Source organism: Paenibacillus sonchi (assembly GCF_016772475.1).
Taxonomy (GTDB): Bacteria; Bacillota; Bacilli; order Paenibacillales; family Paenibacillaceae; genus Paenibacillus_AQ; species Paenibacillus_AQ sonchi.
In genome coordinates, this window is sequence record NZ_CP068595.1 from 3144659 (window position 1) to 3164214 (window position 19556).

Annotated in this window: 12 protein-coding genes and 2 pseudogenes; 10 read left to right on the forward strand and 4 right to left on the reverse strand. The window is 52.3% G+C overall.

The genetic code is table 11. The features are described 5' to 3' along the window. Positions 1-119 precede the first annotated feature (119 nt). Positions 120-605: a dihydrofolate reductase family protein gene (locus JI735_RS14270; protein ID WP_233476403.1), complete on the forward strand. Its 486-nt coding sequence runs from the start codon at positions 120-122 to the stop codon at positions 603-605. A gap of 1255 nt (positions 606-1860) precedes the next feature. Then, positions 1861-2183 (forward strand): annotated as a pseudogene (tnpA, locus tag JI735_RS14275) (IS200/IS605 family transposase). Positions 2184-2366: 183 nt separating this feature from the next. Here the strand turns inward: tnpA and JI735_RS14280 are convergent. Continuing rightward, on the reverse strand, positions 2367-3323 hold the full coding sequence (locus JI735_RS14280; RefSeq protein ID WP_202677498.1) for a D-2-hydroxyacid dehydrogenase: 957 nt from the start codon (positions 3321-3323) through the stop codon (positions 2367-2369). Between the two features lie 89 nt (positions 3324-3412). On the opposite strand from JI735_RS14280, the gene thpR reads away from it, so the two are divergent. Continuing rightward, positions 3413-4018 (forward strand): RNA 2',3'-cyclic phosphodiesterase, encoded by a 606-nt coding sequence (gene thpR / locus JI735_RS14285; protein ID WP_039835260.1) that lies wholly within the window; start codon positions 3413-3415, stop codon positions 4016-4018. Positions 4019-4100: 82 nt separating this feature from the next. After that, entirely contained in the window at positions 4101-4994 is an 894-nt protein-coding gene (locus JI735_RS14290; protein ID WP_039835261.1) for a cell wall hydrolase, read from the forward strand. Positions 4995-5268: 274 nt separating this feature from the next. Here the strand turns inward: JI735_RS14290 and JI735_RS14295 are convergent, their stop codons facing one another. Next, positions 5269-6480, reverse strand: a complete 1212-nt coding sequence (locus JI735_RS14295; RefSeq protein WP_202677499.1) for an MGDG synthase family glycosyltransferase — start codon at positions 6478-6480, stop codon at positions 5269-5271. A 261-nt stretch (positions 6481-6741) separates the two neighbouring features. Here JI735_RS14295 and JI735_RS14300 point away from each other — a divergent pair, with 261 nt between their 5' ends. The 6 genes and pseudogenes from JI735_RS14300 (at position 6742) to JI735_RS14320 (ending at position 17618) form a co-directional block, all read left to right on the forward strand. After that, on the forward strand, positions 6742-7317 hold the full coding sequence (locus tag JI735_RS14300; protein WP_039789156.1) for a TetR/AcrR family transcriptional regulator: 576 nt from the start codon (positions 6742-6744) through the stop codon (positions 7315-7317). Between the two features lie 180 nt (positions 7318-7497). Further along, positions 7498-9852, forward strand: coding sequence for a YhgE/Pip domain-containing protein (locus tag JI735_RS14305; RefSeq protein WP_202677500.1), 2355 nt, complete (start codon positions 7498-7500; stop codon positions 9850-9852). 1152 nt (positions 9853-11004) lie between these two features. Then, a pseudogene (gene gltB, locus JI735_RS14310) lies at positions 11005-14426 on the forward strand (glutamate synthase large subunit); the annotation flags it as partial. Between the two features lie 171 nt (positions 14427-14597). Then, a complete protein-coding gene (locus tag JI735_RS37810) occupies positions 14598-15530 on the forward strand; it encodes a GltB/FmdC/FwdC-like GXGXG domain-containing protein (RefSeq protein WP_411830122.1) in 933 nt (310 codons plus the stop codon). A 383-nt stretch (positions 15531-15913) separates the two neighbouring features. Continuing rightward, positions 15914-16840 carry an ABC transporter ATP-binding protein gene (locus JI735_RS14315; protein ID WP_039835267.1) on the forward strand — a complete coding sequence of 309 codons (927 nt, stop codon included), beginning with the start codon at positions 15914-15916 and terminating at the stop codon, positions 16838-16840. Then, positions 16833-17618: an ABC transporter permease gene (locus JI735_RS14320; protein WP_039835268.1), complete on the forward strand. Its 786-nt coding sequence runs from the start codon at positions 16833-16835 to the stop codon at positions 17616-17618. Before JI735_RS14315 ends, JI735_RS14320 begins: the two co-directional genes overlap by 8 nt. A 71-nt stretch (positions 17619-17689) precedes the next feature. On the opposite strand, the gene JI735_RS14325 is transcribed toward JI735_RS14320, so the two are convergent. Together JI735_RS14325 and JI735_RS37320 are read right to left on the reverse strand one after the other, a co-directional pair. Further along, on the reverse strand, positions 17690-18127 hold the full coding sequence (locus JI735_RS14325; RefSeq protein ID WP_233476404.1) for a bactofilin family protein: 438 nt from the start codon (positions 18125-18127) through the stop codon (positions 17690-17692). Between the two features lie 38 nt (positions 18128-18165). Next, positions 18166-19374: a M23 family metallopeptidase gene (locus tag JI735_RS37320; protein ID WP_202677501.1), complete on the reverse strand. Its 1209-nt coding sequence runs from the start codon at positions 19372-19374 to the stop codon at positions 18166-18168. Positions 19375-19556: the final 182 nt, after the last annotated feature.

Here is a 19556-nt window from a genome sequence, read left to right on the forward strand (position 1 = left end):
ATTAGACTAGACTGAAAAATAAAGTTGTATTTGGTAGGGCCCGGACTGTGCACATTAGCAATCTATGAGAAACCGGGCCTGCGTGTGGATGATAAAATGCAGACAAAAGGAGGCTGCATATGGGACATGTAATCCTGATGATGAATGTGACACTGGACGGTTGCTGTGACCACACGCAGGTGATTGCGGATGAGGAGCTCCACCAGTATACGGTGGACCTGATGGACCCGTCCGATGGTCTGCTTTTCGGACGTAAAATCTACCAGCTGATGGAAAGTGCTTGGCCAGCCATTGCCAGCAGCGGCGACGGACCTCAATTCATGGTCGACTTCGCACGCAAGCTCGATCAGAAACCTAAGTACGTCTTCTCGCGGACGCTGGATCACATGTCGTGGCAGAACTCATTCTTGTTGAAGGGGCCTGTTTCCGAGGAGGTGCCACAGCTTACGGCAGAAGGGAAGAACCTAGTCGTTAACGGCGGTCCCGGCCTCGGTTCCACCCTGGCACAGCTAGGCTTGGTGGATGAGTATCACTTCCTGGTACAGCCAATCGTTGCCGGACGTGGCCCCCAATTATTGGGGGAGTTCGTGACCGACTTAATCTGAAACTGGCCGAGACCAGACCCTTTGGCTCCGGCGTCGTGGTGCTCCGCTACACGCCCGTTCGTTAACTGCTTGTCTGATCACCGAGGCTTTTGCGCTGTTGTTTTTCAATTCCTGAAGTTTTTCAAACACTGAAACTACCTCTTAACTTTTTGCCTACATTACACCCCGTGCGGCCGCACGGGGGTTTTTTGTTGTCTAGGAAATTACGATTTCCCTTCTTTGTAGATATGAATATGTACAACGTTGGGGATGAGTCGACGTGAATTTAGTGAATTCACCCAAAGAGGTGGAGATTAGTCGGGTTCGGCCGCCTTTTTCCGACCGGCGCTGGTGGAGAAGCAGGTGGGCAGTGCTATCGGGTAAGCAGGGCTATCGGGTAAGCAGGGCTATCGGGTAAGCAGAGTTATCAGGTGAGCAGAGCTATCGGGTAAGCAGAGTTATCAGGTAAGCAGGGCTATGGAGATTGTACTAGTAAACCGTAGTCTTCACGTGGAATAACCACAATGGACTCTTTGCATGACTGCACTTCGTGCAATAGAATTCTTATTGTTCTGTGTTGAACCGCCTTCTGCTGTATTTAGTGCAGCAGATTTTCGGATATCGAGCCCAAAACAGCCTTTCCAGCGGATTCTAATGTACAGAGTGCAATTGATGGAGCCTTTCGACTGATTTACGGGTTATTCTGCTGTAGAGAATGCAATAGACATTCATGCCGCCCCATGGCGGCACATAAGACGATGAAATCTTGGAGAAGTCACTCAATTCGGCTTCGCAAAATTCGAGGCTTCCATAATAATGTCGTAAGAATCGGACATCGTTATTTCAGGATAGAATGCGAGTTTCTGGCCGTTCAAATATTTAGCTGGAGAAAGGGAACTTATTTCTCCTCCAAATCTACAAATGAGAGATTGAAGTGGAGAATAGGATAATTGAGCAAATTAGTGATCCTTTTTCCACTTGGAATTGCCGGATGGTCCATACAGGGTTCCTTCAGGCAGCGCTAAACTGAAATCCAAAACGGTTACTTTATCCTGTCAACGACGGCGTAGCTGTTTTGTTCTGGCATTAGCCAGCTGAGTACACGAAGCGTGCGAAACAAAAAACCACCTGCTATGCGGGTGGTGTAGTGATGCTTATAGCCAAAAACCACCTGATGCGATCGTTATAATAGGAGTGTTCAAGCTGCTATGTCTAACGAAAGGAGAAGGTGGTTTTTGTGGCACAAGCCAGAGAAGGCATGGCACAACCCAAATGGATGTGCAAGTACCCTATCGTATTCACCCCAAAGTATAGAAGAAAGGTGATCTACAATCAATACAAAGAAAGTATCCGAGATATCCTAAGCAGCTCTGTGGCTGCAAAGGAGTAGAGATTATCAAAGGGTACCTCATGCCCGATCATATTCATATGCTGGTGAGTATTCCACTGAAAATGAGCGTCCCGAGTTTTATGGGATATCTGAATGGAAAAAGTGTGCTCATGATCTTCGATAAGCATGCAAACTTGAAGTACAGGTGGTTATGGTTTGGATCGTCCCAAGACGAATCTGTACGAAAACAACGGCAGAAATGCCGTTGATGGAGCGCCGCCGGTCAGTTTGCTCCGAAACAACGGCAGAAATGCCGTTATTGAACCGCTCTAGGTCAGTTTGCTCTAAAGTAACGGCAGAAATGCCGTTATTGAACCGCTCTAGGTCAGTTTGCTCCGAAACAACGGCAGAAATGCCGTTGTTGAAGCACTGGCGGTCAAGCGTTCCTCCGCTTAATACTGGCGGCTGTAGTCTACGAGATTACGTGAAGGAGTTCCTGATTTCAAATAGGATTTCATATTTTCTGTAAAAATCTCAACTACCCGGTCGGCATAACGGTCAGTGACCCCCGCACAGTGCGGCGTGATGACGACCTGCTCCATTCCCCACAGCGGATGGTCTCCCGGCAGCGGCTCCGTCTCAAACACGTCCAGCCCGGCACCAGCCAAATGTCCGCTGTTCAAGGCATCCATCAGAGCTTGGGTATCGGTTGTGGCCCCGCGGCCGATATTGATATAATAGGAGCTCTGCTTACAGGCTGCAAAAATGTCCGCGCCAAACATAAGCCGCGTCTCATCGGTAAGCGGCAGGGTGTTGATCAGGAAATCCCCCTGGCTCACAGCATCCTGAAGCCGGTCAGTGGTATAGACCTCATCGAAGCCTTCAGCCGGCTTGCCGGAGCGGCTTACACCTATGGTTGTCATCCGGAAGGCTTTGGCGATTCTGGCCGTTTCGCTGCCGATGGAGCCGGTACCGGCAATGACGGCGGTTTTGCCGGTCAGCTCGCTCTCGCTGCCTTCGGAGTGCCACTTGCGGTTCAACTGGTTGCGCACAGCTGTATGCAGATTCCGGGTGAAGAGCAGCATGAAGCCGAAGATTACCGCCGTAATCGGTTCGGCGTGCACACCGCTGGCGTTGGTTAACAGAATTCCTTTGTTCTCCATGGCTGCCAGAGGAAGCTTCTCCACTCCAGCGGACCAGGTCTGTACCCAGCGCAGCGGAGATTCGGCGCTCAGCAGCGTATCGCTAATCCCCTTGCCCCAGCCGATGACAATTTCGGCTTCGGCGAGCTGTGCAAGATCAGGCGTCTTGCCGTCACCCAGGGTCAGTGTATAGCCTGGGGCGGCGTCACGGATTAAGTCCTGCTGCCGGTGTGATAGTTTCTGCAAACAAACGATGGATTTCGTCAATAGGATTCCCTCCGTAATACTATTTAATAGAGCTGGCTGATTCTGTATAGAATAAGGATAACAAATCTGTCCTGAAAGGTGAAATTGAAATGGAACGTAAGGTGTCTGAAGCCGAAAGGGAGCGGCTGTTCATTGCGCTAAAGCTTCCTTTTGTGCTGTGTGAAAAATTGGAAAAAGAACGCAGAGTTTTATCGGGTAAACTGAATTTTGCCAAATGGACACATTCTGAGGATTATCACATTACCCTGCAATTTCTCGGAGATACCCCGAAACGTTCGATTCCCGGCCTGCTCGAAGCTTTGAAGGAGATTCCCGCAGCTTGCCCGTCTTTTCAATTGCAGCTTTCGGAGTGGGGGATTTTTGGGCGTCCGGAGTCGCCAAAGGTGCTCTGGGCGGGGATTTCAGGTGAAACGCAAAAGCTGAAGGATCTTCAAAAGCGTGTGATTTCCGTTACCCGTCCTCTTGGCTTTATACCCGAAACGAGAGAATTTAAACCTCATCTTACCTTGGCCCGCAAATACCGGGATGAGCTGCCTTTCAGTCTGGAAAAACTTGCTCTTTTACGGGCTGAGGAGGCCTTGGAAGAGGAAGAAACTGACATCGCGGACTGGACGGTAGACGGTTTTGTGGTGTATGCTACCAGGATGCATGCCATTCCTATGTATGAAATGATCGAAAAATTTACATTTTTCTGATAGAAAATCGGCAAGAAAGTTTTCAAAGCTTCCATTTTCGGTTACATACAATAGGAGTGTGCCGTAAAATAGGAGGTAAATAATGGTAATTTTCAAACAAAACCGCTGTATTGCGCTGCTTGTTGGCGTTATTCTAGTGTGTTTCTCTGCGATAAGCCTGATGGGCCTTGAAGGTCCTGCCAAGGGCAAAGATACAGTACAAATGAATCCGTTGCAGCCGAACGCTCACGCATCTGACCGGACAAGCTCCAGTCAAGCCTCGACAGCTTCGCTGAGGACCAAAAGTTCCTCGGGACCCATGCTCTACACCACAGCCGCCTATCTGGTCCAAACCCAGAAGATCAGGCAAACCGCAGAATGGAGCAGTCTGGATAGACTGAAGCCGCAAGGCGCAGCCGCCAAGACTGATATTCTCCGGCAAAAGGCAGTTGTGGTGAAGTCAACTCCGCCCGTGGCGCAGCAAGCGGCCAAGACGGCGGCGGCTAAGGGGAGCCAGACCGTAATTACGAGAAAAACGGCAATTCAGCAACATCCCCCCACACAATTGTTCTTCTCTCGGACAAAGCTATTAAGCCAGGATCAGCGGGATCAAGCGACCTGGACCTACGCGGTATCCGAAGGAGACCTGCTACTGCTGCAAAAAATCGTTATGGCAGAAGCAGAAGGCGAACCGTACCAGGGCAAAGTGGCAGTCGCCAACGTTGTTCTGAACCGGCTGCGGTCAGCCAATTTTCCCGACACCATACATGATGTGATCTATCAGAAGAGTCAATTCAGTCCTGTGGCCAACGGGCGTCTTAAGCGTGTGAAGCCAAACGCAGACTCGATCAAAGCCGTAACCGCCGCACTCTCCGGAATCAAAGCGGTAACGGACGATACGTATTTCTTCCTGTCGCTGAAGCTTGCCCAGGATCTTACGGTACATCACTCCAGACAGTATGCTAAAACGATCGGCAATCATACTTTTTATAAATAAATGGACTGGCTGCTTCATAAGCCGGCCACCTATATAACGGAAAAACCTGCGCTTGTGGCAGCATTATACCTGCGCATATCCGCCATCCCGGCGGCCTTGAAGAAACCCTATGGAGGGTTCTGTAGAAGTATCTGTCAAGCGCAGCTTAACCTGGCTATGAGGCAGGCGTATAGAAGGAGGCGGAATTAAGCCGCCTGTATTACCAATCAAAAACGGTACCGGCCTGTGATGGCCGGTACCGTTTTTGATTGGACTGCAGAAGTTGTCTCTTCGCTTAAGGAGTAATATACACCGCTTCTTCATTCCGCGGCTGGGCTGCGGCAGCTGCGGCTACAGCCGCCAGTGAGCCGCGAGGCTCCGGAGACATTCCGCCTGGCTTGCCCAGCAGCTGCAGTACGGTGGATGCGCAGTGGCTTGGCTGCTGGCGGTCCGGGGCGATCCGGCGTCTGCGCAGCTCCTCCAGGCCTGCGTATTCACGCAGCAGCAGTGAGAACCATTTGTCCACCACATCCGAATCCAGCTCTTCAGCCAGCCCCAGTTCTACGAAGTATTGGCAATTCTTCTCCTCCTGGCCGGGAATGGCGCTGTAAAAAAGCATCGGAATGCCCTTGGCCTGGCCTTCCGTACAAGTCATTCCGCCGGGTTTGGTAATCAGCAGATCGGAGGCGTCCATCAGCTTGTTAATCTCGCTGGTGTACCCCAGAATCTTTACATTGGGATGATTCAGGAGCGGATTGGCCCGCATTTTGGCTACGAGCTTTTCGTTGCTGCCCATGCAGAAGACCAGTTGAATATCATCCATCCGCGCAGTGAGCGAGTTCATAACTTCCTTCCCGAACATGAGCCCCCAGCCGCCGCCCATAATCAGTACTGTGGGGATATCGGCCAGTCCCAGTTCCTTGCGGAGCAGTGTTTTGTTCGAACGCTCCCAGAATTTGGGGTGCAGGGGAATACCGGTAACCGCTACTTTCTCCGGGGACACGCCGCGTCCGGTGAGAATCGCCTTGACCCGGGAAGTGGACACCAGGTAGCGGTTCGCTTCGTCATTAATCCAGCTTCCGTGTGCATCATAATCTGTAATCAGCGTATACATAGGCACATCCAGGCCCTGACGTTTCAACCGGGAAATGACCGCAGCTGGAAGAGGGTGCGTACAAATAATCAGATCGGGCTTAAGCTGCTCAATGACCTGTGAGGCATGTGTATAAAAAATCCGGTGAAGCGCCAGCTTGGTCAACCGGTTCAGAGATTTATGATATTGGGTCTTATACATCATGCCGACCAGTTTCGGCTGGCTGCTGACTGTTTTGCGGTAAGCTGAAAGAATCCAGGGAGCGACCGTAGGATTAAGGAATTTGCCAAGCTCAATCACCCTGCACTGCACATCCGGGCTAAGCCGCTTTAATCCTTCGGCCAGAGCATAGGCTGCCCCTGTATGGCCCGTACCGAAGCCTTCCGAAAACAGCAGTACTCTTTTCTTTCGCATAAGTTCACCTGCTACTTTCTTTCATGGGTAGGATAAATCTTCTCTTACATTATACTAGGGAAATTGCTTCTTTTCTCACATTATACAAATAAGACGTAAATAGAAAGTTAAAACCCTGCAAAAATAAAAAAATAAAGATTGCGCCCAAGTATTGCAAATGCGGAGACAAAGTGATAAAGTGGGTATTGACCGATTGACCGAAATGGTAAAACAGTCACATTGCGGTGACTGCACAAATTCAGAAAGAGAGGAAGTGCGCAGGTGGCTGTGGTAGATCGAAGGCAGCAGGTACTCCAGGCAGCGACCAAGTCTTTTTCATTATTTGGCTACAAGGCGACTACAATGGACCAGGTCGCTAAGATCGCCAATGTCGGCAAAGGAACCATCTACACCTTTTTTACGAACAAGGAACAGTTGTTTGATGAGATTCTCCGTGATGTCATAATGGATATGAAGTTGATCGCTGAGCGGGAAATCAAGCGGGAACGGTCTTTTTTTGACAATCTGCACCATGTTCTGGATGCCCTGCTGGAATTCCGCAGTGAACATGAGTTGTTCATCAAGCTGTCCCAGGAAAGCCGTGATTTCGGAACCCCACAGGCTAATGAAGGACTCGACAAGATTGAGAACGTCGTATTGGAATACTTGGAGCGGGAGGTGGAGCATGCGATAACCCAGGGGGAAGTCAAGCCCTGTGAACCCAAGATTGTATCGCTGGTGATGTTCAGATTGTATATTGTGCTTACAGCTGAACTGAGCAGTGTACATGTCCCCTTAACGAAGGAGCAGATCAAATCCTATTTTCATCTGTTTCTGGCAGAGGGGCTTGCAGAGTAGCTTCATCACTTGTGAAACGGGCAGCTTCAACCGACTCCGGTAGGAGTTTTTATTTGCTCTCAATTGACCAATTGGGTAAAACAGTCATTCGGTGTTACTGCAAGTTTTCAAAAGAACCGCATCCTTAAAACAGTTTATAGCATTTTAAAGAGAGCATATGATCAGAAGGAGAGAACCAGAATGAAATCTTTATCCGTATTTGCCAAGGACCTGGGCGCAGCGCTCAAGAAACCCAAGGTGCTGATTCCTATGTTTGTCGTCCTGTTCATTCCGGTGCTATACAGCGGATTGTTCCTGAAGGCATTCTGGGACCCGTACGGCAAAATGAATGAGCTGCCTGTCGCAGTAGTCAATGAAGATAAAGGTGCCGACTATGAAGGCACGAAGCTTGCAGCAGGGAATGACCTGGTGACAGAGCTGAAGAAGACCGACGGGTTCAAATGGAACTTTGTAACCCGGGCGCAGGCTGAGTCCGGTTTGAAGGATAACACCTACTATATGGCTATTGTGGTTCCGGAAGATTTCTCCGAGAGTGCCACCACCCTGCTGGAAGCAGATCCGAAGCCAGCCAAAATTATTTATGAGCCAAATGAAGGCTACAACTTCCTGGCCGGTCAAATCGGCGGTACGGCTGTAAAAGATATCAAGACTAAAGTATCCGCCAAAATTACCGAAGCTTATACCACTTCTGTTTTTGACAAAATCAAAGATATCGGAAGCGGCCTTGGCGAAGCGGGAGACGGTGCCACCAAGATTGCGGACGGTGCCTCCAAGCTGGATGACGGTGCGCTCAAGCTGAAAGATAATCTGGTTGTGCTGACCGAAGGTACCGGCAAGCTGCTGGATGGTGCAGCCCCGCTGACAAAGGGTGTAGCGGATCTGAACACCGGTGCTGCTGCATTACATACAGGCAGCAGCACGCTTGCGGGCGGACTTCAGCAGCTGTCCGCAGCGCATAAGCAGCTCCAGGACGGCGTATCCCAGACGGCAGCAGGCAGCAAACAGCTGAACGCCGGATTACAGAAGACGGCAGCCGGAGCAGCCGCGCTGCAAGCAGGCACGAAGTCTGCGGTGGATGGAACGGCTAAGCTTCAAGCCGGTACCCAGTCTGTTGTCGACGGCAGTGCGAAGCTTGCCGCAGGACTTACCTCTTCCGTGGACGGCAGCGCGAAGCTGGCTGCCGGACTTCAGGCTTCGAAGGATGGCAGCGCGAAGACCAGCGCAGGCGCTAAAGCGGTAGCGGATGGCCTGCAGCAGCTGGCCAAATCAAATCCGCAGCTGGCGGCAAGCCCGGATGTGCAGAAGCTGCTGGCGGCAAGCGCCGCGGTTGCCCAAGGTACCGCACAGCTGGATCAGAGCCAGCAGCAGCTCCTTGAGGGCGCAACTGCGCTGCACAGCGGCCAGGAGCAGCTGGTGCAAGGGGCAAACCAACTGCACGCCGGTTCGCAGCAGCTGGATGCCGGTGTGACCCAGCTGCATGACGGAGCGCAGCAACTGAATGCCGGCAGCACACAGCTGCTGGATGGACAAAAGCAGCTCCTGGCCGGAGCCGGAGCGCTGGAAACCGGCGGCAGCAAGCTGGCCGCAGGCATGAAGCAGTTCGGCGCGAAGCTGAACGAAGCTGCAGCAGGCGGCGCCAAGCTGGCTGCCGGCAGCAAAACGCTTGAAGCCGGAACAACGAAGCTGCTGGCCGGAGCCGGACAGCTGAGCAGCGGCCTCAGCTCTGTAGCAGACGGCTCGAAGAAGCTCAGCGATGGAGCCGGACAGCTTAAGGATGGACTGGATGACCTGAAGAGCGGCTCCGGCGAGCTGGCAACGAAGCTCGGCGATGCCGCTGCGCAGACCAGCTCAGTGAACTCAAGCGATGCGCTTGTATCCATGTTCGCCCAGCCGGTACAGATTGAAGAGCAAAAAGTGAGTGCGGTGCCGAACTACGGCACAGGCTTTGCCCCGTACTTCCTGTCTCTAGGTTTGTTCGTTGGCGCATTGATCTGCACTCTGGTCATTCCGATGCGCGACTCTGAGGTTATCGGCGCCAGCCGGTTCAACCGCTTCATCAGCCGCACGCTTACCTTCTCGATGATGAGTGTGCTCCAGTCCTTGATGGCTGCCATTATTGTTCTGTATGGACTGGGCCTGAATGTACAGAATGTTCCGCTGTTCTTTGCCTTTACCTTCATTACAAGCATCGCCTTTATGTGGATGATCCAGGCCATTGTTACCTGGATGGATCAGCCTGGACGGTTCGTTGTTATTGTTATACTGATCTTCCAGTTGACCACAAGCGCAGGAACCTTCCCGCTTGAGCTGATTCCGTCCTGGATGAAATTCTTCAACCCGCTGCTGCCTATGACCTACAGTGTCAAAGGCTTCAAGGCTGTAATTTCCACCGGCGATTTCAGCGCAATGTGGAGCGACGCCGGCCTGCTGGCCATTTACGGAGTCGTATTCCTGGCCTTTACCTTCACCTACTTCATAACCCGTGACCGGGATAGTGAAGTCGCCGTGAAGAATGAACAAGTATTGACTGTATAACAGCAAGCTGTTTACAGGAAAAACAAACTACAGAAAAACAAACTACAGAAAAACAAACAAGAGCGCTCCATTCCGGGGCGCTCTTTTGTTCAAAGAATTTATATGTTTTGGGGAAACTGCCTTCCCCCTTTAACTGTAATACAGTGTGAAAAAATGTGGATATCTTGGAAGCCTCACAGGAATATACGCGATGCAGGAGGATAGGGCTCCATCCGCGGACTGATGCGGACAGAGGAGCCCTTATTTTGCTAAAAATCTTACTTTATCTACAGTTACGGACTCAGGAGCCGTTATATCGTTCGATCGAGCCTGGAATCAAGGGGAGAGGGACAAATAAAGGCATCTGAGTCCGTAGTCCTGCGGAATAGCCGAATCTTCTATCCATAACGGCTCTCCTGTCCGTAACGGCTGCGGATCAATCGCAAAGGAATAGGGCGATCCATCTTTACCGGCTTCTTCGCAGGTACTAGTTGGAAAAAGGGAACTTATTTTTACGGAAATTAAGAAATCCTGAGAGTGAAGTGGAAAAAGTACACCTAATCGGGCCACATTTCTGGTCCAATGGTGAAATGAGCTGAATTAGTGTCCCTTTTTCCACTTCATCTGCCCGAGGGATGGGTACTCCGGCAAATTAGTGTCCCTTTTTCCACTTAAAGAGTTGCCGTAGGATTCATGTACTAGGGAATCAGCACCCAGACTCTACTAATAGAAGTGTTTTTCTTAAAATATAATTTATATACTGCGGGAAAATAAATTATCCTTATGTTTCTGTATATTCAAGGATCAAAACAGGCTAAAAAGTGCCATGAATGTGTCAGGAAAATGAATGCAGCGTTTTCATCGAATAAGTTCTTATTCGTTGTTGATGCATATTTATGCATAACTAAGATTTTTTACGCTTCTATTCACTAAAGCTGTAACGCAAAAGCATTTGTTAATCAAGCTCATAAAAAAGTTTAAATTGCGCTCATGTCAGGTCGATGATAAAATGATATAACCAATCTGTCTTGAATATTTATTAAGAATTCCCACTGAAAATTTTTCCTGAAATCCGTCTACTTTATAATAGAAAGGTTGCGTACAATGAGACACACTGAACTGCCCGCCAAACAGGGCCTGTACGATCCCCAATTCGAAAAGGATGCCTGCGGAATGGGGTTTGTCGCCCATATCAAAGGCAAGCCGTCCCACGATATTGTAAGTAACGCTTTGACTATGCTCTTCAACATGGAGCATCGGGGAGGCCAGGGAGCAGAACCAAACTCAGGTGACGGAGCCGGTATTATGCTGCAAATTCCGCACCGTTTCTTTGCCGGAGAAGCCAGCAAGCTTGGCTTTGAACTGCCTGAGCCGGGGCATTATGGCGTGGGAATGATCTTTTTGTCTCACAACGAGGAGATCCGGGCCCGCCATGAAGCGCTCCTCAGCGGGATTATTGCTGAGGAAGGACAGCAGGTGCTCGGCTACCGCGATGTACCTACCTTTGACGAGATGCTGGGCAAGACGGCCAAGGCGGCCAAGCCTTATGTGCGCCAGGTATTTATCGGACGCTCCGAAGGCATTAAGGACGATCTGGCGTTTGAACGGAAGCTGTATGTCATCCGCAAACGCGCCGAGCTCTCCATCCGCTACGGCGGGGCAGAAGAGAGTGAATCCTTCTATGTGCCTAGCATGTCCTGTCGAAAGATCGTATACAAAGGCATGCTGACTACTGCACAGGTAGGACAGTTCTATCTGGATCTGCAGGATGAGAAGCTGGAATCGGCGATTGCCCTCGTTCACTCCCGGTTCAGCACCAACACGTTCCCGAGCTGGGAACGCGCGCATCCTTACCGTTTCATGATTCACAACGGCGAAATTAATACTCTGCGCGGCAACGTGAACTGGATGCATGCGCGCCAGTCGCTGTTCAAGAGTGAAGTGTTCGGGGAAGACCTGGGCAAGATCAAGCCGGTAGTGAATCCTGACGGCTCCGATACGGCCATGTTCGACAACACATTCGAGTTCCTGTACCTCAGCGGACGCTCCCTGCCGCATGTGGCCATGATGATGGTTCCTGAGCCTTGGAGCAACCATGACAGCATGGACGAGAAGAAGAAGGCATTCTATGAATACCACAGCACGCTGATGGAGCCGTGGGATGGACCGGCCGCAATGGGCTTCACTGATGGCGTTCAGATCGGTGCGATCCTTGACCGCAACGGCCTGCGCCCGGCGCGTTATTATGTAACCAAAGATGATCTGATTATTCTATCCTCGGAAGCAGGCGTGCTTGATATCCCTGCTGAGGACGTACTATACAAAGACCGTTTGAGACCAGGACGCATGCTGCTGGTGGACACGAAGGAAGGCCGGATCATTTCCGACGAAGAGGTCAAAGCCGCTATCGCTTCCGAGCAGCCATACCGCCAGTGGCTGGATGAGCACCTGATCGGCCTCGACGAGCTTCCTGATGCGCCGGAGCTGCCGAATCCGAAGCATGACAATGTGCAGCAGCTGCAGCAGTCCTTCGGATATACCTTTGAGGATCTGCGCAAGGTTCTGGAGCCTATGGCTTCCACCGGTGCTGAGGCTGTCGGCTCGATGGGCTATGATGCCCCATTGGCCGTACTGTCGGACCGGCCACAGCGTCTTTATAACTATTTTAAACAAATGTTCGCCCAGGTAACCAATCCGCCGATCGATGCGATTCGTGAAGAGCTGGTTACTTCCACAGCTACAACCATCGGACCTGAGCGCAACCTGCTCAAGCCGGAACCGGAAAGCTGCCGGCAGATTTCATTGGATTCACCAATCCTCTCCAATGAGGACTTTGCGAAAATCCGCCATGTCCGCCGTGCAGGGTTCAAGTCGATGTCGATTCCGATTCTGTTCCCGGCTGAGCTTGGAGCGGAAGGGCTGCGCATCGCTCTGGAGCGGATGAATGAAGCTGCTGACCGCGTAATGGCCAAAGGACATAACATTCTGATTCTGTCCGACCGCGGCGTAGACCGTGAGAATGCTGCTATTCCCGCACTGCTGGCCGTTTCCAGCCTGCATCACCACCTGATCCGCTCGGGAACGCGCACCAAGGTCAGCATCCTGCTGGAGTCCGGTGAACCGCGTGAAGTACATCATTATGCGCTGCTGCTTGGCTATGGGGTAAGTGCGGTTAACCCGTATCTCGCTTTTGAGAGTCTCGACGACATGATTGGCCAAGGCTTGCTGCGCGGAATCTCGCATGAGAAGGCTGTGAAGAATTATATTAAAGCTGCGACAAAAAGCGTAGTAAAAATACTGTCCAAAATGGGCATCTCGACGATTCAATCCTACCGCGGCGCACAGATTTTTGAAGCTGTAGGCCTGAATGCGGAATTCGTGGACCGTTACTTTACCTGGACGCCTTCCCGCATTGGCGGCATCGGCCTGGAAGAAGTGGCAGCGGAGTCGCTTGCGCATCATTACCGGGCCTTCACAGACAAGGACGGCAATGACAAGGTGCTCGATTCCGGCGGTGAATACCAGTGGCGCAGCGACGGGGAAGAGCATCTGTTCAACCCGCAGACCATTCATCTGCTGCAGCATTCCGTGCGAAGCGGCGATTACGGGCTGTACAAGAAGTATGCTGCACTGGTGCAAGGCGAAAGCGAGAAGCATCAGACCCTGCGTTCCATGCTCCAGTTCAAGCCTGTGAATGCACCGGTTCCGCTGGATGAGGTTGAATCTGCAGAATCGATCATGAAACGGTTCAAGACCGGCGCTATGTCCTTCGGCTCGATCAGCAAGGAAGCGCATGAGACGCTGGCGATTGCTATGAACCGCATCGGGGGCAAGAGCAATACCGGTGAAGGCGGAGAAGATCCGGCCCGCTTTACTCCGGACAGCAACGGCGATTCCCGCCGCAGTGCAATCAAGCAGGTTGCATCGGGACGGTTCGGGGTGACCTCGAATTATCTGGTGAACGCCGACGAGATTCAAATCAAGATGGCGCAGGGCGCGAAGCCGGGTGAAGGCGGACAGCTTCCAGGCCGCAAGGTATATCCTTGGGTAGCCGAAGTGCGCGGCTCCACAGCGGGTGTAGGTCTGATCTCCCGCCGCCGCATCACGATATCTATTCCATTGAGGATCTGGCTGAGCTGATCTACGATCTGAAGAATGCCAATCCCCGTGCGAACATTAATGTTAAGCTCGTGTCTGAGGTCGGTGTCGGAACGATTGCCGCCGGGGTAGCCAAAGGCCGTGCCGATATTATCCTGATCAGCGGCTACGATGGCGGTACCGGCGCATCGCCGATGAACTCCATCCGCCATGCCGGTCTGCCTTGGGAGCTGGGTCTGGCCGAAACCCATCAGACATTGATGCTGAACAATCTGCGCGACCGTGTCGTACTCGAAACAGACGGCAAGATGCTCAGCGGACGCGACCTCGCTGTCGCTGTGCTGCTGGGTGCTGAAGAATACGGTTTTGCCACTGCTCCGCTTGTAGCTGTAGGCTGCATCATGATGCGGGTATGTCAAATGGATACCTGTCCGGTTGGCGTAGCCACACAGAATCCGGAGCTTCGCAAGAACTTCACCGGTGATCCGCAGCATGTCGTGAACTTCATGACCTTTGTGGCACAGGATCTCCGCGAGATTATGGCGGAGCTTGGTTTTCGCACCATCGAAGAAATGGTTGGCCGCACCGATTGCCTGGATGCAGTGAAGGCCTCCAGTCATTGGAAGAAGAAAGGCGTCGACCTGAGCAGCCTGCTGCACACCCCGGCTATGCCGGAAGGAAGCACGCGCTTCAACAGTAAGCGCCAGAATCACGGCCTAGAGGAAACACTGGATGTGTCGAAGCTGCTGGACCTGGCCGTACCGGCTCTGGAATCCGGCACCGGGGTTGAAGCTTCCCTGCCGATCACGAACGTCAACCGTGCGGTTGGTACGATCCTGGGCAGCGAGCTGACACGCAAATACGGTGCTGCTGGCCTCCCGGATGATACAATCCGTCTGTACTTCACCGGTTCGGCGGGACAGAGTCTGGGCGCATTTGTGCCGAAGGGAATCACCATCACCGTTGAAGGCGACTCCAATGACTATGTCGGCAAAGGGCTTTCCGGCGGGAAGCTGATCATTAAGCCATCCGCCCAGGCGACCTTTGCTGCTGAGGACAATATCATCATCGGGAACACGGCGCTGTACGGGGCTACCAGTGGTGAGGCATATATCAGCGGCATTGCCGGAGAACGCTTCGCCGTCCGCAACTCCGGAGCAAACGTGGTTGTTGAAGGTGTAGGCGACCATGGCTGTGAATACATGACCGGCGGCCGTGTGGTTGTGCTTGGCGCGACCGGACGCAACTTTGCGGCAGGCATGTCGGGCGGCATCGCCTACGTATACGATCTGGACAATACGTTCATCAAGCGCTGCAACCTGGAAATGGTACTTCTGGAGCGCGTAGAGGAGCCAGAGGAAATTGCTGAGCTTCAGGGTCTGATTACGCGTCATACCGCGCTTACCGGCAGCAATGCCGGACAACGCATCCTCGATGCATGGGATGAGGCCCTGCCGAAATTTGTCCGTGTTATTCCGAAGGATTACAAACGGATGATGGAGCAGATCCGCAAGGTGGAACAGACCGGCTTGACCGGCGAAGCCGCCCTGATGGCTGCGTTCGAAGCGAATATGCGCGAGCTTGCCCGTGTTGGCGGCTAACCGCCCCGTAATGCAAACAGCTATCTTGGCTGGCTGATCTAAAGGGACAACATTCCCTCCTTAACCGGAGGGAGGTTGTCCCTTTTACTATTGCTGCACTTTTTTCCGGTTTTCAGGAAAAAGGGAAGTTGTGGTAGAATAAAACCCATATAAAATGGATTGATGAACAACAATGAGGTGTAAGTAATGGAGGGGAAGTTTGGAACTGGAGGAGCGATAGCGACCGCCTTTGTCTCCGGATGTTATCCGCTAACAGCGATATAATCAAAAACATCTGGAGACAACAGCGGCCGGAAGTCCAAACATTCACCGCAGTTACGGCAACCACCTCAATTGCGCTACTATCAATTATTTTATATACACCAACGAAAGGAAGTGAGACCATGCCGAACACGGCAGAAGTGGTAAAGCCCGTTGCGAGTCTTATGGGTGTAACCAAAAAAATCGGCAGCAAGACGCTGGTCAGCGACTTGACGCTTGATATCCCGCCCGGACAAATCTTTGGATTCCTCGGGCCGAATGGTGCCGGCAAAACAACCACCATTCGCATGATGGTCGGACTGATCTCGATCAGCCGCGGGGATATTCTGATTTGCGGCCGCAGCATTAAAGATCATTTTGAAGAAGCTGTGGCGAATATAGGAGCGATCGTAGAGAATCCGGAGATGTACAAGTTCCTGACCGGATACCAGAATCTGCGCCAATACGCGCGTATGGTTCCCGGTGTGAATAAGAAGCGGATTCATGAGGTTGTAGAGCTGGTCGGGCTGGGGCAGCGGATTCATGACAAGGTGAAAACTTATTCGCTGGGAATGCGCCAGCGGCTGGGGGTAGCCCAGGCGCTGCTGCACCGTCCGAAGCTCCTGATTCTGGATGAGCCGACGAACGGCCTTGATCCGCAGGGGATTCGCGAGCTGCGTGATTATTTGCGCCGTTTGTGCCAGGAAGAGGGAACTACGGTGTTCGTCTCCAGCCATCTGTTGTCCGAGATGGAGCTGATGTGTGACTCGGTGGCGATCATCCAGAACGGCAAATTGATTGACGTGAAGCAGCTCAAAGCAGTAGGGGCTGAAATACTGCCTGGCGGCGAGACGCTGTTTGAGGTTAGTGATCCTGAAGCAGCGCTGGCCCTGATGGGGACCGGGGTGCTGAAGGATGGGGGAGTTGCCGTCGCAGCGGACCGCGAAGTGATCGCGGAGCTGAATGCGAAGCTGGTAACGGGCGGAATTAAGGTCTACGGTATTCGGGTGCTGTCCCGTTCACTGGAGGATCAATTCCTGGAAATCACCGGAGGTGAAGGCATTGGGTAATTTCGCGGCTCTCATACATAATGAGAACGTCAAAATCTACAGTCGTATACGCACATGGATTATGCTGATTATTCTGGCGGTGATGAGCGCACTGTTTCCGGCATTGTTCTACTATACCAGCAGCGATCCCTCCACAACAGAACTGTGGAACAGCTTCCAGACGACCGTGAGTGTTTCTTTCTTCCTGAATACGATCTTTACTGTGGTGATCGCTTCCGACTCCGTGGCGGGCGAATTTTCCTGGGGAACGATTAAGCTGCTGCTGATCCGCCCTTGGAGCCGTTCCAAAATACTGCTGTCCAAATATATTTCCCTGATCCTGTTCAGCCTGCTGAGCACTGCTGTGCTGATCGTTTTCGGATATGTGTCGGCGCTGATATTCTCGTCTTCTTCCGGGCTTGGAGGAGCTTCCGTCTCAGATTGGAGTCCGGCAGAGTACACGTTCCTGGGCATCCTGTGCAGCTATGCCGAGCTGTTTATCACCGCTGCGCTGGCCTTCATGGTTTCCAGTGTGTTCCGGGCAAGCGGGCTGGCCATCGGATTGTCGCTGTTCATTATGTTCGCCAAGGATATTATCACGGTAATCTTCAGCCCTGAGCGTTACGAGTGGGCCAAATACCTGATCTTCACCCACATGGATCTGCATGGCTATTTGATGACAGACAAGGGTCCAGGCGGGTCCACGCTGGGATTCGCTCTCGTGGTGCTCGCTGTCTATTATCTGATATTCATGCTGGTGTCATGGATTGTATTCCGTAAAAGAGACGTTGCCGCGTAGCCCGGGCTGATTCCGCATCAGCCTGCTTCAAGGCGTTTTGTGCCAATATAACAATTGACATGTTCCCGCGGCTAAGCCGTTTCTGCTTGTTTGGAGCCGCGTTTGCCGGCTTTGTCCGCCTGCTCTTTTTTCTGAAGTCCGCCTGCTTTTTCTGTGGCGGGCTCTTCGGCCATGGCAACGGAGCCGTTGAGCACACTGCCCTCCATGATGCTTAAGCTGCCGGCCAGAATATTGCCATGCAGCTGTCCGGTGTCTGTCATCATCAGCCGCTGGTCAGCAATCACATCCCCGTAGACTTTGCCTGCAATAATGATATCCTGTGCTCTGATACTGGAACGGACAGTTCCCTGTTCACCGACAGTAACCGTTCCCTGGCAGTGGATTTCCCCGCTGAAATTGCCCTCGATCCGTAAATTGGTGTCGCAGTTCAATTTGCCCTCCAAAGTTCCGCCGTGCCCGATTAAGGAGTCGGTGGACTTTGCTGGCATTTGCAGTTTATTTTTCCCCACATGCTCTCATCCTCCTTCAATTTATTCCAGTTCCCGGCTTATGGCTGTACATAACCCAAGGGATTGACCGGCCTGTTTTGTTTGACTACCTGGAAATGAAGATGCGGTCCTGTGCTGCGTCCGGTATTGCCGAGCAGGGCGATCTTCTGGCCCTTGCTGACCTTGGTGCCCGGGGCAACAAGCATTGTGTTCAAATGCATGTACCAGGTCTCCAGTCCGTTGTCATGCTGGAGAATAATATATTTGCCGCGTGCGCCCATTTGCTCGGCGGCAGTGACCACGCCGTCCATTGCTGCATAAATAGGATCACCGATGCTGCCGGCAATATCAATGCCGGAATGATAGGCCGATACTCCCTTAAAAGGGTCAGAACGGTAGCCGAAGCTGGAGGTAATAACCTTGGATTGTGTAGGCCATAGGACCGCCGGTGCCAGCCGGGCTTGTTCGGCGCGTGCCTGTTTGGCCTGCAGGTTGGCTTTGGCGGTATTTGCCTTTTGGGCCTCTGTAATGGTTGAAGTGATACTGCTCATCATTTCATCCAGCATACTGCGGATTTCCTCATAGTCGTCCTTCGTCTCCCGTACCAGCGCCAGGGGATCATTCTGGTAGACCGCGATATATTCTCCGCCGACCTGCGGAGTGACCGTACCGTCAAGCGCAGCCGGCATCGCTTCCAGCCGGAACTGCACGGCAGACAGCACGGGAGCGGCAGAGGCAGAGGCGGGAGAGACGGCAATAGGCGGACTGCCGGGTAAGCCTGTCAGACTGGATGGTGCCGCTGTAGCTGTAGCCACAGAGGCTTCATGCAGGTTGCCTGCGGAGGCGGAGGTCTTGGAGGCAGAGGTTTCTTTCTTGCTGCCGGAGGCCGCACTGCTGTCTTTGTCAATAAGTGACTGGAGCTGCTGCTCCAATTCGCTGACACTTTTCAGCTTCTCTTTGATCTGGTCTGCTTCCTCCGATAGCTCGGTTACCTGACTGCGGAGCTGCAATAGGGCTTTATCCTTATCGGCAACCTTCATTTCCATCCGCAAATTGGTCAGGGACAGTGCCGCAGCTTCCGCTTCCAGCTCGGATATGGAGCGGGAGGCATGAAAATGCATGGAGGTGACCAGACTGGAGAGAGAAAGGGCCGCTGCGGCCGGCAGCACCAGAGCGAGCGGTTTGGATAGCTGAAGCTGTCTTACCGGACGCCCGGCTTCGCGGACAACGAGCAGCGTGATCCGGTTATGATCGGGCTGTTTCTTCATAGCTTCTCCTTCCTGCGGCTCGTGCAGCCGCCTTGTGTTCACTGAGGCCTTTTGTTACGCTGGCTTATCCGAATCGTCCTACTACTCTATGTATTCCATCTTTGTAGGGAACATGACAACGGTTTGCTTGAATAAAGAAGGAGACTTCAGGCAAAAGCTGTACTAGAATCGGCCTGAATTCA

Coding starts and splice junctions, on each gene's coding strand:
- JI735_RS14305 (WP_202677500.1), top strand. CDS start 7,498: ATGAAATCTTTATCCGTATTTGCCAAGGACCTGGGCGCAGCGCTCAAG.
- thpR (WP_039835260.1), top strand. CDS start 3,413: ATGGAACGTAAGGTGTCTGAAGCCGAAAGGGAGCGGCTGTTCATTGCG.
- JI735_RS37810 (WP_411830122.1), top strand. CDS start 14,598: ATGCCGGAAGGAAGCACGCGCTTCAACAGTAAGCGCCAGAATCACGGC.
- JI735_RS14295 (WP_202677499.1), bottom strand. CDS start 6,480: ATGCGAAAGAAAAGAGTACTGCTGTTTTCGGAAGGCTTCGGTACGGGC.
- JI735_RS14290 (WP_039835261.1), top strand. CDS start 4,101: ATGGTAATTTTCAAACAAAACCGCTGTATTGCGCTGCTTGTTGGCGTT.
- JI735_RS37320 (WP_202677501.1), bottom strand. CDS start 19,374: ATGAAGAAACAGCCCGATCATAACCGGATCACGCTGCTCGTTGTCCGC.
- JI735_RS14315 (WP_039835267.1), top strand. CDS start 15,914: ATGCCGAACACGGCAGAAGTGGTAAAGCCCGTTGCGAGTCTTATGGGT.
- JI735_RS14270 (WP_233476403.1), top strand. CDS start 120: ATGGGACATGTAATCCTGATGATGAATGTGACACTGGACGGTTGCTGT.